General features: G+C 63.8%; 15 protein-coding genes. 13 read left to right on the top strand and 2 right to left on the bottom strand.

The window, feature by feature from the left end:
* The first annotated feature begins 7 nt into the window (after positions 1-7).
* On the top strand, positions 8-469 hold the full coding sequence (locus HTIA_RS07255) for a hypothetical protein (protein ID WP_008525865.1): 462 nt from the start codon (positions 8-10) through the stop codon (positions 467-469).
* A gap of 32 nt (positions 470-501) precedes the next feature.
* Here HTIA_RS07255 and HTIA_RS07250 read toward each other — a convergent pair whose 3' ends face one another.
* On the bottom strand, positions 502-1,308 hold the full coding sequence (locus HTIA_RS07250) for a M48 family metallopeptidase (protein WP_008525864.1): 807 nt from the start codon (positions 1,306-1,308) through the stop codon (positions 502-504).
* 231 nt (positions 1,309-1,539) lie between these two features.
* On the opposite strand from HTIA_RS07250, the gene HTIA_RS07245 reads away from it, so the two are divergent.
* Both HTIA_RS07245 and HTIA_RS07240 read left to right on the top strand, forming a co-directional pair.
* Positions 1,540-1,830: a toxin-antitoxin system TumE family protein gene (locus HTIA_RS07245; protein WP_008525863.1), complete on the top strand. Its 291-nt coding sequence runs from the start codon at positions 1,540-1,542 to the stop codon at positions 1,828-1,830.
* A gap of 2 nt (positions 1,831-1,832) precedes the next feature.
* Positions 1,833-2,237 (top strand): HVO_A0114 family putative DNA-binding protein, encoded by a 405-nt coding sequence (locus HTIA_RS07240; protein WP_008525862.1) that lies wholly within the window; start codon positions 1,833-1,835, stop codon positions 2,235-2,237.
* A 1-nt stretch (position 2,238) separates the two neighbouring features.
* Here the strand turns inward: HTIA_RS07240 and gpmI are convergent, their stop codons facing one another.
* Positions 2,239-3,756: a 2,3-bisphosphoglycerate-independent phosphoglycerate mutase gene (gene gpmI / locus HTIA_RS07235; RefSeq protein ID WP_008525860.1), complete on the bottom strand. Its 1,518-nt coding sequence runs from the start codon at positions 3,754-3,756 to the stop codon at positions 2,239-2,241.
* Positions 3,757-3,998: 242 nt separating this feature from the next.
* Between gpmI and HTIA_RS07230 the strand changes: the two genes are divergently transcribed.
* From HTIA_RS07230 to phoU, 10 genes are all read left to right on the top strand, one after another.
* The gene (locus tag HTIA_RS07230) at positions 3,999-4,460 is read left to right on the top strand and encodes a hypothetical protein (protein WP_008525859.1); all 462 of its coding nucleotides are present in this window, start codon (positions 3,999-4,001) and stop codon (positions 4,458-4,460) included.
* An 82-nt stretch (positions 4,461-4,542) separates the two neighbouring features.
* The gene (locus HTIA_RS07225; protein ID WP_008525858.1) at positions 4,543-5,742 is read left to right on the top strand and encodes an MFS transporter; all 1,200 of its coding nucleotides are present in this window, start codon (positions 4,543-4,545) and stop codon (positions 5,740-5,742) included.
* A gap of 73 nt (positions 5,743-5,815) precedes the next feature.
* Positions 5,816-7,072 (top strand): DNA double-strand break repair nuclease NurA, encoded by a 1,257-nt coding sequence (locus HTIA_RS07220; protein ID WP_021029625.1) that lies wholly within the window; start codon positions 5,816-5,818, stop codon positions 7,070-7,072.
* 122 nt (positions 7,073-7,194) lie between these two features.
* A complete protein-coding gene (locus HTIA_RS16630; protein ID WP_008525856.1) occupies positions 7,195-7,362 on the top strand; it encodes a hypothetical protein in 168 nt (55 codons plus the stop codon).
* Entirely contained in the window at positions 7,283-7,750 is a 468-nt protein-coding gene (locus HTIA_RS07215) for a phosphotransferase family protein (RefSeq protein ID WP_338041983.1), read from the top strand. The genes HTIA_RS16630 and HTIA_RS07215 overlap by 80 nt, the downstream gene beginning before the upstream one ends.
* 215 nt (positions 7,751-7,965) lie before the next feature.
* A complete protein-coding gene (locus tag HTIA_RS17015; protein ID WP_008525854.1) occupies positions 7,966-9,981 on the top strand; it encodes a PstS family phosphate ABC transporter substrate-binding protein in 2,016 nt (671 codons plus the stop codon).
* Positions 9,982-10,030: 49 nt separating this feature from the next.
* On the top strand, positions 10,031-11,083 hold the full coding sequence (gene pstC, locus HTIA_RS07205) for a phosphate ABC transporter permease subunit PstC (RefSeq protein ID WP_008525853.1): 1,053 nt from the start codon (positions 10,031-10,033) through the stop codon (positions 11,081-11,083).
* A complete protein-coding gene (gene pstA / locus HTIA_RS07200; RefSeq protein ID WP_008525851.1) occupies positions 11,083-12,705 on the top strand; it encodes a phosphate ABC transporter permease PstA in 1,623 nt (540 codons plus the stop codon). Before pstC ends, pstA begins: the two co-directional genes overlap by 1 nt.
* Positions 12,706-12,721: 16 nt before the next feature.
* Entirely contained in the window at positions 12,722-13,558 is an 837-nt protein-coding gene (pstB, locus tag HTIA_RS07195) for a phosphate ABC transporter ATP-binding protein PstB (protein ID WP_008525850.1), read from the top strand.
* Positions 13,559-13,563: 5 nt separating this feature from the next.
* A complete protein-coding gene (phoU, locus tag HTIA_RS07190) occupies positions 13,564-14,238 on the top strand; it encodes a phosphate signaling complex protein PhoU (RefSeq protein ID WP_008525849.1) in 675 nt (224 codons plus the stop codon).
* Positions 14,239-14,253: the final 15 nt, after the last annotated feature.

Raw genomic sequence — 14,253 nt, 5'->3', positions numbered from 1 at the left:
GACATCGATGGTCAATCGAACTGATCCAGGCAGCGTGGGCGTCGTCGCCGGCCGCCTCGTCGGCGCGCTGACGGTCGTCCTCACCGCTGCCGTCATGGTGACCCACGGCGAGGAGTTCTACCGCATGGTGCGACTCCTGCTGGCCGGCCTGGAGAGTGACTTCGTCCCGGTCCGGATCGTCTTCTGGATCAACGTCGCGTTCGTCGCGGCCGGCCGGTATGCGTTCTGTTACGTCCTTGGCTCGCTGATCGGCGTCGGGTACGATTGGCTCGACCGGCCGGGGATCGCGTTTCTCGCCGTCGGCGTGGTCCTGATCGGGACGGTCGACGGCATCTACGGCGGCATGGGCGCAGGAAACGTCCTCGTCGGGGCTGGCTATCTCCTCGCCTGGCTGGCGTACGTGCCCGTCTTCGCGTGGCTACTCGAAGGTGATAAGCCGACAGCAGACGGCCCTGTCCGGCTCGAGTGATCGACGTCAGAAACCGACGAGTACCGCGAAGATCAGGCGCGCAGGCGCTGGATGCGCTTTTCGGTCGGCGGGTGCGTCGAGAAGATCTTCGCCATGAGCCCACGTGATCCACCCTCGATACAGAGCGCGCTCGCCCGTTCGTCCACCCGGCTCCGGCTGTGATCGGCCGAGTTGATCTTCTCGAGTGCGCGCGCGAGCGGCTCACCGCCCGTGATCTCGGCGGCGTCACTGTCGGCGACGTACTCCCGATAGCGCGAGATCGCCATCACGAAGATCGAGACGATCAGCTGGACGATGTTCCCGACGATCATCGCCATGAAGAGGTCCCCAAGGTCGTTGTCGCCGGCGAAGAGGACGGCGAACTGCGCGACCAGCGCGACGATCGAGGCGATCCCCTGGCCGATCACCATCATCACCACGTCGCGATTCCGGATGTGGGCGAGTTCGTGGGCGAGGACGCCCTCCAGCTCCTCGTGGTCGAGCATGTGGATGAGTTCGGCGGAGACGACCACGATGCCCGCCTTCTTCCGGCCGACGGCGAAGGCGTTGGGGACGCCCATCTCGGCGACCATCACGCGGGGCTTGTCGATGCCCATCTCCGAACTCATCCGCTCGATCGAACGGTGGATGTCCCGGAATCGGGGGTCGTCCTCGGGCATGTCCTCGGCCCCGACGCTCCGGAGGGCGGCCCACTTGCCGACCTTGTACTGGACGCCGACGAAGCCGACGCTGCCCAGCAAGATCACCGCGAGGATGGTGGTCCCGCCGCCGAAGGCGGCATACAGGGCGAGCGCCACCACGGCGTAGAAACCGAACAGGATCGACCCGACGACGGCCATCCTGAATTTCAGGCCTGGATGTCTCATAGTGGCCGATGATCGGCGCTGAACGCCTATAAACTTCCTGGCATCGGGGGACGGGATCCGGAAGGCGACCTCTGTCGGGAGATTCAGGCCGGATTTGGATCCTGTCTAGATACGTCGCCGGGCGGTTTCTGTTTCGATCTGCAACTATTGATGGTCTATTCACCAACAATCTTATTTTGATGGCGCAACAACCATCAATTGGCGATGGACGACGTCGACGTCGAAGTGATCCGGGACCGGCGACGGGATTTCGGCGACGAGATCGTCCGGATCCGCGTGCTCCGCGTTCCGGAATCCCAGAAGTTTCCCGAGGGTATCAAGTATGCATTCCACTACGGTCGAAAGAACGGTGACGATCCAATCCGCCGATACGACAACCACCACGGGGTCCACGAGCGACACGTCGGATCCAACACGGAGGAAATAGACTTCCCCGGTGTGGAGACCCTGCTCCGGAAATTCATTACTGAACTCCCAGATCACGTATCCCCGTAACAATGACCACGAACACACTTCACATCACAGTCGAATCGACAACGTCGTTCTTCGAAGCGGCCGTCGAGGATGTCCGCCGACTCGAAACCGACGAACAAGTCGACGACAAGTACGTCCTCAGTCTCCCGGACGAGGAGGCACTCGATCGAGTCCTGAGTGCGAAGAACCTCGAACTCGTCCGGACGATCGCAACGCAGGAACCCGACAGCGTTCGTGAACTAGCCCGGCTCGTCGACCGGGACATCAAGAACGTCTCGACGGCACTGAATCAACTCGAAGCACTCGGTCTCGTCGAACTCGAAGAGGTCGGGCGCTCGAAGAAGCCGACGGTGTGGTACGATCACGTCGAGATCGACATCCAGATCGGGCCGGACGAAGCCGACGACCCCGACGCGGTTCCGGTCTGACTTACTCCAGCAGCGACTCGCCGGTCATCTCGGCGGGCTTCTCGAGAGCGAGGAGTTCCAGCAGCGTCGGCGCGATATCGCACAGCGAACCGCCCGCCCGAACGGACCGGCCGCCCTCGTCGCCCTCGTTCGTGAGGTAGACGATCGGGACGTCGTTGAGCGTGTGTGCCGTGTGGGGATCCTCGATCGTGCCGAGGTCGTCGGCGTTGCCGTGATCGGCGGTGATGAGGACGTCAGCGCCGGCCGCCTGGATCGCATCGACGAGTCGACCGAGCTGTTCGTCGACGGCCTCGACGGCCGCGACGGTCGCGTCGAAATCGCCGGTGTGACCGACCATGTCGGGGTTCGCGTAGTTGAGGACCAGCAGGTCCGGATCGTCACTCTCGATAAACTGGATCGCGGTGTCGGTGACGCCCTCGGCGCTCATCTCCGGCTGTTCGTCGTAGGTCGGCACGTCCGGGCTCTCGACGATCTCGCGGAGTTCGCCGTCGAACTTGACCTCCCGACCGCCGTTGAGGAAGTAGGTGACGTGGGGGTACTTCTCGGATTCCGCGAGACGCAACTGCGTGCCGCCCGCCTCCGAAACGACCTCACCCAGCGTGTTCGCGGGCTGGTTGGGCGGGTAAGCGACGGGGAGATCGAACGTCTCGTCGTACTGCGTCATCGTCACGTAGTGGGTCTCCGGGGGTTCGAGGTCGTACTCCCAGTCCGGGTCGATCGAGTTGAGCATCCGCGTGAGCTGGCGGGCCCGGTCCGACCGAAAGTTGAAGAAGATGACGGCGTCGCCGTCTTCCAGCGCCGCGCCGCCCTCGATCAGCGTCGGCTCGATGAACTCGTCGGTCGTGTCCCGGTCGTAGGACTCCTCGGTGGCCGTGACGGGATCGGGGGCCGAGAACTCGGCCTCGCGGTCGACGATGGCGTCGTAGGCCTTCTTGGTGCGCTCCCAGTTCTGGTCGCGGTCCATCGCATGATACCGACCGGTCACGGTCGCGACGTCGCCGGTCCCTTCCTCGTCGATGACGCCCTGGAGTTCCCGGAGGTAGTCCGCGCCGCCGGTCGGCGAGGTGTCACGGCCGTCCATGAAGGCGTGGGTGACCGCCTCGACACCGTTGTCGGCCGCCATCTCGATGAGCGCGTGGAGGTGGGTCTGCCGGGAGTGGACCCCGCCGTCGCTGACCAGGCCCATGAAGTGAACCTTCCCGTCGTGTTCCTTCGCGTAGTCCATCGCGGCGAGGAGATTGTTGTTCTCGAAGAAGCTCCCGTCCTCGATATCGTCGGTGATGCGAGTGGTATCCTGCTTGACCACGCGGCCGGCCCCGATGTTGAGGTGGCCGACCTCGCTGTTGCCCATCTGGCCCTCGGGCAGGCCGACGCGCCGGCCCGAAACCTCGAGTCGGTCGTGTGCGCCTGCGTCCCAGTACGCGTCGAAGTTGGGTGTGTCCGCGGCTTTGACTGCGTCGCGGGCGTCCTCGTCGTCGTTGAGTCCCCAGCCGTCGAGGATGATGAGTCCTGCCTGCATACCTACGTGTCGACACTCCTCGTTCTTATCTCTTCATATATTACCGGTATCGTCGCGGGGAGATACACGTCTGTCCGGTCGCTCGCAGAGGAATTTAGCGTCTATCAATCGTGAATGACTTGAAGCGTCATCGGTCGTCAAATGATTCGCTCTGTCGGCGCTATAGGTGACCCCCTGCTCAGGGCATGATTCGTTATGAGGAGAAAAAATTTTATAGTTTATATGAGACTTAGAATCTGGACATGGATATCGACAGACGGACCCTCCTTGGCTCTGCTGTCGCGACGGTGCTCACCGCCGTGTCGGGCTGTGCCGGGCTGGGTACGGACGAACCTGCAACCACAGCCACAACTACAACGCAGTCGGATGAGACACCGCGGTCAGAGATGGCCCGCGGTGCGACCGGAGTATACCTGCACAACCTCGACGAGGAGCAGCATTCGATCTCAGTCAGCATCACCGCTGTAGACGAGGGGATTTTGGATCAGCCCCGTCTTGCATCGACGGTCGAACTCGCGACGGCCGAGACGAAGGATTTCGATACCAAAGCAGTGTGGGATATCAAATACGAGATTTCGGTAAATGTTTCAGACGAATACTCCGAGACAGCGATCTGGACCGCGAACCCGGGCAGTCTTCACATCTTGTATACCGGAGATGACATTACTAGAAATAACATTATTTTCGCAGATGGCTTCGCCTGAGTCGGGTCCGTCACGCCCGACGAATGGCAATCACTAAACGACCACTTCGCGTAGGTTGCGGACTGAGAGGTCGTTCACCAACGTGACAGACGGACGCGGCGTCCAGACGGTACGGCAAGTGCTCGACAGCGTGGGAACCGAGTATCGCTATCACGCCATCTACTTCACGTACTTCCTGGCATTCAACGGGCTGGTGACCTTCCGGAACGCCTACTTCGACGAGATCGGCCTGTCGGGGTCACAGATGGGGCTGATCGGCGCGTTGCTCGTCACCGGCGGACTCCTCGCCCAGCCCGTCTGGGGCGTGATCGCCGACCGGACCGGCGCGACCCGCGAGATTCTGCTGACGGCGGCGCTCGTCTCCGGGGCGGCCGTCTTCCTCTTCCCGGCGGCGGCCTACGTCCCGTGGGAGTTCCCCCTCCTGATCGTCGCGACGCTCGCGGTCTCGGTCTTCCGGGCTCCGATCGTCCCGATCGCGAACTCGATGGTCCTCTCCGCGGGGTTGAGTTACGGCCAGGTCCGGGGCGCGGGGAGTCTGGCGTTCGGGATCGGGAGCCTCTCGTTGGGCGTGGTCGCGCCGTACTTCGGGCTCTCGACGATCTTCTACCTCTATGCGGCCGGGATGGCCGTCGTCGCCGTCCTCGTCTGGAAACTACCGAACCCCCGGGCGGACATCTCGCCCGACCTGAAACGCGACGCGCTCAAACTGCTTGGCAACCAGCGATTTCTCCTGCTTTTGGTCATCGCCGTCATCATCCCCGGAGCCATGGCCGGGGCCGACGCGTTCCTGTCGGTGTACCTCCGGCGACTCACCGGCGGGGATAGCATCACGGGGATCGCGTGGCTGATCAAGACGTTCACCGAGGCCGTCGTGTTCGTCTGGCTGTCGACCCAGGACTTCGACAACCGGACGCTGCTGACTGCCGGGGGCGTCGCGACGGTGCTTGCCTATCTCGTGCTCGGCACGACGCAGGTGGCCGCCCTCGCCGTCGGCGTCCTGATCGTCTCGGGATCGGGCGTCGCGCTGTTCTTCTACGCCGCGGTGAACATGACCCACCGCTATGCGCCCGTCGCCCTCGCGGCGACCGCCCAGACGCTGCTGTCCTCGATCGGCATGGGCGTCGGCCGGGCGGCGAGCGAACTCGGCTCGGGCTGGCTGGTCGGGACCGTCGGCGTTCAGTCGCTGTACCTCGTCCTGGCGGGCGCGGCGACCGTCGCGACGCTCGTCAGTCTCCGGTTTCACGTCACTCGTCTCCGAGGTGTGATCGCGGGACGAGCATGACGGTGGCCGGACCGGTATCGCTCGCCGGGCGTGACCCCCGACGGTTTTTATGACGTCCGGCGAAAGTCGAGACATGACGCTCGATCCGGTGCACGTCGACGGCATCGCCCGGCTGGCCGGTCGGCTCGGCGGGCGGATGGACGACACCGACCACGACGACCTCGCCGAACGCGCCTGGGCGGAGTTTCTCGATCCCCTGTACTACGAGGACGAGGTGATCCTCGAACCGCTCGGCGAGCAACGGCGACGCGCGGCCCCGCTGCCAGATATCGCCCTCGAAGAGCGCCCCTTCGACACCCAGCACGGGTTGGATTCGGGGACGATCAACCCCACGACGTTCAAGAACGGGCTGGTGCTCGACGTCGCCCAGGCGGCGATGGCCGGCGTGCCCTCGGATCTGGACCTCCACCGTTCGCGGACGGTCGTCGTCAGCGCCCACACCAACGACGTGACCGTCGACCTCGGCGACGACGAGTGGGGCCGCACCGACGAGGGCTACACCCACGAGCGCTTGCTCGAAGTCCCGCGTGTCGACCGCTATGCCCAGACAGTCGTCCACGCGCTCGCGCTGTATCTCGCCGAGAGCCACCACGCTCGGGCCAATATCGAGGCGGTATCGGATCTGTTGATCCTCGACGGACCGATCTACCCGACTGGCCTGCTCAACTGGGCCGATAGACACCCGGAACTCGCCGACCTGCTCGAATCCGACCAGCAACCGCGGGACGTCGTCGAGAACTACGTCAGGCTGGTCGAGACCGGTCTCGAAGACGACGTCCCGATCGTCGGGTTCGTCAAGAACAGCGCCGCCAACGGCCTGACGCGGGCGCTCCGGACGAAGGCGGGCGCGCCGTGGGCCAACGACAACGCCTTCTTCGAACACGTCCTCTCGCGGTACGAGGGCGACGAGTTGCGCACCGACGCCATCACGTTCACCAACTGGTTTCGCTCCCGGATCGGGACCGACCGCGTCCTCTCGTCGGCCGGCGACGCACTCGGCGTCGAGCGCGAACGCGATCCCGAGGCCTACGAAGTCACGTTCTTCGCGCTGTACGACCCCCGTGACGAACTCGTCTACCGGATCGAGGCCCCCTACGCCGTGACGCGGGACGCCGACCGCCGCGAGCGACTCACCATGCAGATCGTCGCCGACGTCGCCGCCGAACGGGGGCCGCCAGTCGCCGTCGCGAAGGCCGACGAACTCGCCCGGATCGAGGCCGCGGCCAAGGATCAACTCCGCGAGCGGATCGGCCAGGAGTTCGATAGCGATCGCCAGCGCACCTACAACGAACGACGCTGGGGATCGGCATACGCCGGAAGTGGGGAGTAGCGTCCGAACCGGTCTATTCGTCCCTGTATTTGAGCAGTAGATGCCCGATCAGTCACCCACCTCTAGGATTATGACTGATCCGTGAAATAAGACTAATGGTACTGCATGATAAATAGTTAAGTATGACGAAAGAGTGGCGATGTACCCAATGTGGAAACGTCCAGACGCGATCGATCGTCAACCACGTCCGCGAGGGCCCGCCCGAGGAGTGTGAGGTGTGTGGCAACGAGGAGTTCGAAGAGACAGTTCTGGGGTCGGCACACTCGGCGCTCGACTCGGTCATCCCCTGAACCGGCGGCGGCACCGGCAGTCCTCGTCCACGGCGACGTCACGCAAGGGAACACGTTGCTGCGCGCGGACGGGACCGGGCTCATCGACTGGGAGGACGCCCACGCCGGCGACCCGGTGCGGGAGCTCCGCCGGACCCAGGAGCAGTTACTCGCCGACCCCGGCGAGAACAGCCCCACCGAACTTCTCGACGCATTGCGAGCGGGCTACCGCGAACAGGCAGGGACACTCCCTGCGGGGTTCGACGACTGGAAAGCCATCTACGGAGCGGTGTCCTTCCTCGATACGTCCGGGTTCTTCGACGAGTGGGCACCAGACGTCGACAGGCCGACAGCGGCCCTCGAAGACTGGGTCGAGCGTGAGATGGAGCGACGGCTGGCCGAAATTTAGCTGCTTGCAGGCACTGAGGCCGCTGGCGTGAGCTGAGGGCGGCCGTCGTTTCGAATATCCCCACACTCGCCGGATCGTGGGGCAATATAATGTCTATATATACCATAGTAGTCCACTATACCACTCCAGGCGGCTCATATCGGTCAGTATCACCCAATAGCAGGCCGTACACCTATTATAAACCCCTTTAGTCAAATCTCCCGCCCGTTCTGTTGATGACGCGAGATTCGACGCGTCCGGGCAAAGCATCACGGCGGAAATTCATCCTCTCGGCCGGCGCACTCGGGGCCACGGCACTGGCCGGGTGTAGCGGAGAGAGCGACACGACCGAGGACGGAAACAACTCGGGCGGGAACGGCGACGAAAACGGCGGCCAAAACGGCACCGAAAATGGGGAGACCGCCGACCGTGAGTCCCTCTCGGGAGACATCCGAATCTCGGGGAGCAGCACGGTGTATCCGGTCGCCCAGGAGGTCTCGCGGCTGTGGAACGAGGAGTACGGCGACGGCGTCGGCTTCAACATCACGCCCGACGGCAGCGGCGGTGGCTTCAACAACGTCTTCATTCCCGGCGACAGCGACATCAACAACGCGAGTCGCCCGATCAAGGACGAAGAACTCCAGCGCTCCCGCGACAACGGCATCGAGCCGGTCGAATTTTACGTCGCCCAGGACGCACTCACCGTGGTCGTCAACAACGACGCCGACTTTATCGACGAGATCTCCCTGGAAGATCTAGGAGAGATCTGGTCGCCGGACACCGCGCCCGAACTGTGGAGTGACGTCAACTCCGACTGGCCGGACGAACCGTTCGACCTCTACGGGCCGGCGAGTACGTCGGGTACCTACGACTACTTCACCGAGGCAGTCATCGGTGAGACTGAAGCGGACCAGCCGATCCGGAGTGACTTCGAAGGAACCGAAGAGGACAACCTGATCGCCCAGGGCGTCGCGGGCAACGAGTACGCTCTCGGGTATCTCCCGTTCGCCTACTACACGAACAATCCGGACTCAGTCAAAGCGCTCAGCCTCAGCGAGGGCGGCAGCGACCCGGTCGAACCGAGCCTCGAAGGCGCACAGAGCGGGAACTACCCGCTTGCCCGTCCACTGTTCTTCTATGCTAACATGAACAAACTCCAGGAGAAGACTTACCTTCAGGAGTTCATCCGCTTCTACATCAACGAAGCTGACGAGGACTATATCGCCGAAGATATCGGCTACGTCCCGTCCAGCCAGGAGATGGTCGAGGACAACCTCGCGAACCTCGAAGCGGGCATCGCCGGCGACTACGAATACGGGAACGACAACAGCGACGACAGCGGCACAGACGTCGACCGAGAGTCCCTCTCGGGGGACATCCGAATCTCGGGGAGCAGCACGGTGTATCCGGTCGCCCAGGAGACGTCCCGACTGTGGAACGAGCAGTACGGTGACGGCGTCGGCTTCAACATCACACCCGACGGCAGTGGCGGTGGCTTCAACAACGTCTTCATCCCCGGCGACAGCGACATCAACAACGCGAGTCGCCCGATCAAGGACGAAGAACTCCAGCGCTCCCGTGACAACGGCATCGAACCGGTCGAATTCTACATCGCCCAGGACGCGCTGACCGTGGTCGTCAACAACGATGCCGACTGGATCGACGAGATCTCCTTAGAGGACCTGGGAGAGATCTGGTCGCCGGACACCGCGCCCGAACTGTGGAGTGACGTCAACTCCGACTGGCCGGACGAACCGTTCGATCTCTACGGACCGGCAAGCACCTCGGGCACCTACGACTACTTCACGGAGTCGGTCATCGGCGAGACCGAGGCGGACCAGCCGATCCGCAGTGACTTCGAAGGGACTGAGGAAGACAATCTGATCGCGCAAGGCGTCGCTGGCAACGAGTACGCGCTTGGCTATCTGCCCTTCGCCTACTACACGAACAATCCCGACTCCGTGAAGGCACTCAGTCTGAGCGAAGGTGGCAGCGACCCGATCGAGCCGAGCCTCGAAGGCGCACAGAGCGGGAACTACCCGCTTGCCCGTCCACTGTTCTTCTACGCCAACATGAACAAGCTCCAGGAGAAGCCCCACCTCCAGGAGTACATCCGCTTCTACATCAACGAGGCCGACGAGGACTACATCGCCGAGGACATCGGCTACGTCCCGTCCAGCCAGGAGATGGTCGAGAACAACCTCGCGAACCTCGAAGCGGGCATCGCCGGCGACTACGAGTTCACTCGATAGTCCACGGATCGGTCCGGCGTAGCCATTCCGGTGACACCATTCTCAATACATGAGCAACCAACCGAATTCGACGTCTGATCCGCTCCAGCGGGACCGATTCGTGGTCCGCAAGGAGCGCTTCTACAGGTGGCTGATCGCGGGGAGTGCCGTGCTCACGATCCTCGTGACCGTGGGTATCATCCTCTCGCTCTCGGCGAACGCACTCACGTTCTGGAGCGAGATCTCGCCGATCGACTTCTTCACCGGCACGAACTGGAGTCCGAAGATCGCCGGTGAGTACGGCGTCCTCCCCCTGGTGAGCGGGACGCTGATCGTCACCATCTGCTCGGCGCTCATCGCGTTGCCGGTCGGGCTGGCGGCGGCGATCTACCTGAGTGAGTACGCGAGCGACCGCGTGCGATCGGTTCTGAAACCGGCCCTCGAGGTCCTCGCCGGCGTCCCCACGGTCATCTACGGGTACATGGCGCTCGTCTACGTGACACCGCTGATCGACAGCGTTCTGCCGATCAACGCCACGATCATCCCGTCGAGAATCGAGCTGCTCGCCGTTCCCGAGTGGCTCCCGGTGCTGTCGGGATACGTCTTCGCACTCCCGGAGTTCACGTTCGTCGTCCCGTCGTTGCGGACGTTCAACGCGCTCTCGGCGAGCATCGTCGTCGGGATCATGATCATCCCGATGGTCTCCTCGATCAGCGAAGACGCACTCAGTGCGGTTCCCGACAGCCTTCGGGAGGCCGCCTACGGACTGGGATCGACGAAGTTCGACGTCTCGACGAAGGTCGTCGTCCCCTCGGCCACCTCGGGCATCGTCGCCTCGTACGTCCTCGCGCTGTCCCGGGCGATCGGGGAGACGATGGCGGTGACGATGGCGATGGGGATGAGCCCGCAGATGCCCTATTACCCGGACGTTCTCAAGAACCTCGCCGAGTCGAGTCAGACGATGACGGCGGCGATGGTACAGATCGCCGGGGCGGACTCGCTCGGGACGGGACCCACCTACGAAGCGATGTTCGCGCTCGGCATGACACTGTTCGCGATCACACTCACGATGAACATTCTGGCTGAACTCGTGCGCCGTCGGTTCAGGGAGGCCTACGACTGATGGCTGCCGAAAGCGAAGGTGCCGGCCGGCTGCGTCAGGCGACCGGCACGCGACTGCGACGGCTCAAGGGGTCCCTCTTCGAGGCGACACTCCTGGGTGCGACGCTCGTCGGCATCGTCTCCCTGCTGGTCCTGTTCGGCTACATCGCGTTCGACACGTTTCAGCCGCTGACGGCGTCGGCTCGGTGGTACCTCCTGTACTTCGGGACGCTCGTCGCACCGACGGCCGCGTTCACGTGGTACGCGAGACGGCATCCGGCCGTGGGGCGCGCGAACGCGAAAGCCTTCGCCGTCGTCTTCGGGGCGCTGGCCGTGAGCCTCGTCACGTACGTCGTCGCGGACGCGGTGAGCCCGTACGACGTGCTCGTCTTCCTGCTGTTCGGTGCCATCCCACCGCTACTTGTCGGTGTCTACGGCCGCGTCACGGACGAACGGACGTACACCGGCCCCGCGAGCCCGTTGGCGAGCGTCGCGGGTCTCGCTGTCGCTGCCCTGCTCTACGGCGTCGTTCGACCACTCGTCGGTATCGCACCCCCGTGGCTCGCGTATGTCGGAATTACTACATTCCCGGTCGCCGGCATTCTCGGTGCGGTCGTGTCCCGTCGCTGGTCACGCCGACGTGGGGTGATCGCCGCGACGGCTGCGCTCGTGAGTACACTGGTGCTCGCCGGTGGGCTGGTCGGCGTCGGGATCGACCCGTCGTTCCCGGTCGTGCTCTTCTCGGCGTTCGTGATACCGGTCGGGTACGTCGTTGGCTCGACGGTCGTCACGGATCCGGAGGGTCGAATCGGCGTGGCCGGACCGTTCGTCCTCATCGGTGGCATACTCGTCGGTGCCGGGCTCGAACGACAGCTCGCCATCGACGGCCTCCAGAGCTATTTGACGCCGACACTGCTACTTGAGTCCTGGCACGGGCGGGTGGCGAGTGAAGCCGGTGTCTATCCCCAGCTGGTCGGCTCGATCGTGGTCGTCGGGTTCATGGCGATCCTCGCCTTTCCGATCGGAATCTTCGCGGCCGTCTACCTCGAGGAGTACGCCCCGAAATCGGGGTGGGGCGGCCGGTTCGCGACGCTGCTCGAGGTGAACATCTCGAACCTCGCGGGCGTTCCCTCTGTCGTCTACGGACTGTTGGGGCTGGCCCTCTTCCGGCGGACGCTCGGGTTCGGAACCGGGATCGTCGTCTCCGCTGCGGGGACGCTCGGACTCCTCATTCTCCCGATCGTGGTCGTCTCCGCACAGGAGGCGATCCGGGCCGTGCCCGACTCGATCCGGGAAGCCTCCTACGGGATGGGAGCCAGCCGCTGGCAGACGCTCCGGAACGTGGTGTTCCCGGAAGCGGTGCCGGGCATCCTCACCGGGACGATTCTGGCGCTGGCGCGTGCGATCGGCGAGACAGCGCCACTCATCATGATCGCAGTGGCCACGACGACGTACACGCCACCGGAGGGGCTGTTCTCGTCGGCGACCGCCTTGCCCCTCCAGATCTTCGCGGCGAGGTCCAGCGCGTTGCCGGAGTTCAGACACGGCGTCGTCCCGGCGACCGCCATCGTACTCTTGGCCCTGATGTTGGTCATGAACGCGACGGCCGTCGTCGTCCGGAATCGCTACGAACGAGACAAGTAATCGACGTGAGACAACCATGAGTGAACACGATTCGCCGACGATTGCAACGACGGTCCAGACGTCCGAGACGGAATCGACTGATCGACCCACGGTGACGACGGGTCATCCGGTCATCGAATCCCGTGATCTGAGCGTCTATTACGGCGACGAACAGGCACTCCAGAGTGTGAGCCTGGGGATCCCGAACCAACAGGTGACGGCGATCATCGGCCCCTCGGGCTGTGGGAAGTCCACCTTCCTCCGGTCGATCAACCGGATGAACGACCTCGTGGACACAGCGACGATAGACGGAGAACTATCCCTCGAAGGGACGAACGTCTACGGCGACGACGTCGACCCGGTCGCGCTGCGCCGGAAGATCGGGATGGTCTTCCAGCATCCCAATCCCTTCCCCAAGTCGATCTACGACAACGTCGCCTACGGCCTGCGCATCCAGGACGAGACCGAGAACCTGGACGAGAAGGTCGAGACGGCACTGAAACGGGCGGCGCTGTTCGAGGAGGTCGAGGACCAACTCGACGAATCGGCCCTGGACCTCTCGGGCGGCCAGCAACAGCGACTCTGTATTGCCCGCGCGATCGCGGTCGACCCGGAGGTCCTCCTGATGGACGAACCCGCGAGTGCGCTCGACCCGATCGCGACCTCGAAGATCGAGGACCTCATCGAGGAGCTCGCCGAGGAGTACACGGTCGTCATCGTCACTCACAACATGCAACAGGCCGCCCGGATCTCGGATACGACGGCTGTCTTCCTCACCGGCGGCGAACTCGTCGAGTACGACGACACCGAGAAGATCTTCGAGAACCCCGAGCACCAGCGCGTCGAGGACTACATCACCGGCAAGTTCGGGTGAACCCGATGGCACGAGAGGAGTTCCGTCACGCACTGGCCGACCTCCGGACGGCGGTCCTCGAGATGGGCGAACTCGTCCTCGAACGCCTGAAAGCCGCCCTCTCGGCACTGACTGAGGGCGACGACGACCGCGCACGGGACGTCATCGAGGGTGACGAGACGGTCAACCGACGGTACCTCGACATCGAGGCCGACTGTATCGACATCTTCGCGCTGGAACAGCCGGTCGCCGGCGACCTCCGGTTCGTCGCCGCCAGCTTCAAGATCACGACCGACCTCGAACGTGTCGGCGATCTGTCGACCAACCTCGCCCGGTACGCGCTGTCGAGTCGTCCGGACCCGTTCCCGGAACTCGACATCTCCGGGATCGGTCGGGCGGCGGCCGACATGCTTGAAGACGCGCTTTCGGCCTACGAGACCGAGGACGCGGGGGCCTGCCGAACGGTCGCCGGGCGAGACGACGACCTGGATGCGATGTGTCAACGTGCGAGCGAACGAGTGGCCCGGGAATTGCTGGAACGCGATCCGGAGATCGACGCCTGGGCACTCGAAACCGTCCTCGACGACGTCGCGAGCGTACTGTTGACGATCCGCGACGTCGAACGCGTCGGCGACCACGCGGTCAACATCGCCGCCCGGACGCTGTACGCCGTCGAGGGTGATCCGGAGTTGATCTACTGATGGACCCCGCTCAGG

Origin of the sequence: Halorhabdus tiamatea SARL4B (genome assembly GCF_000470655.1) — an archaeon.
Taxonomy (GTDB): domain Archaea; phylum Halobacteriota; class Halobacteria; order Halobacteriales; family Haloarculaceae; genus Halorhabdus; species Halorhabdus tiamatea.
The sequence above is the reverse complement of the archived record's forward strand: the minus strand, read 5'-3'. Positions and strand labels throughout refer to the sequence as shown.

Coding starts and splice junctions, on each gene's coding strand:
- phoU (WP_008525849.1), top strand. CDS start 13,564: ATGGCACGAGAGGAGTTCCGTCACGCACTGGCCGACCTCCGGACGGCG.
- gpmI (WP_008525860.1), bottom strand. CDS start 3,756: ATGCAGGCAGGACTCATCATCCTCGACGGCTGGGGACTCAACGACGAC.
- HTIA_RS07255 (WP_008525865.1), top strand. CDS start 8: ATGGTCAATCGAACTGATCCAGGCAGCGTGGGCGTCGTCGCCGGCCGC.
- HTIA_RS07230 (WP_008525859.1), top strand. CDS start 3,999: ATGGATATCGACAGACGGACCCTCCTTGGCTCTGCTGTCGCGACGGTG.
- HTIA_RS17015 (WP_008525854.1), top strand. CDS start 7,966: ATGACGCGAGATTCGACGCGTCCGGGCAAAGCATCACGGCGGAAATTC.
- HTIA_RS07245 (WP_008525863.1), top strand. CDS start 1,540: ATGGACGACGTCGACGTCGAAGTGATCCGGGACCGGCGACGGGATTTC.
- pstC (WP_008525853.1), top strand. CDS start 10,031: ATGAGCAACCAACCGAATTCGACGTCTGATCCGCTCCAGCGGGACCGA.
- pstB (WP_008525850.1), top strand. CDS start 12,722: ATGAGTGAACACGATTCGCCGACGATTGCAACGACGGTCCAGACGTCC.
- pstA (WP_008525851.1), top strand. CDS start 11,083: ATGGCTGCCGAAAGCGAAGGTGCCGGCCGGCTGCGTCAGGCGACCGGC.
- HTIA_RS07240 (WP_008525862.1), top strand. CDS start 1,833: ATGACCACGAACACACTTCACATCACAGTCGAATCGACAACGTCGTTC.
- HTIA_RS07220 (WP_021029625.1), top strand. CDS start 5,816: ATGACGCTCGATCCGGTGCACGTCGACGGCATCGCCCGGCTGGCCGGT.
- HTIA_RS07250 (WP_008525864.1), bottom strand. CDS start 1,308: ATGGCCGTCGTCGGGTCGATCCTGTTCGGTTTCTACGCCGTGGTGGCG.
- HTIA_RS16630 (WP_008525856.1), top strand. CDS start 7,195: ATGACGAAAGAGTGGCGATGTACCCAATGTGGAAACGTCCAGACGCGA.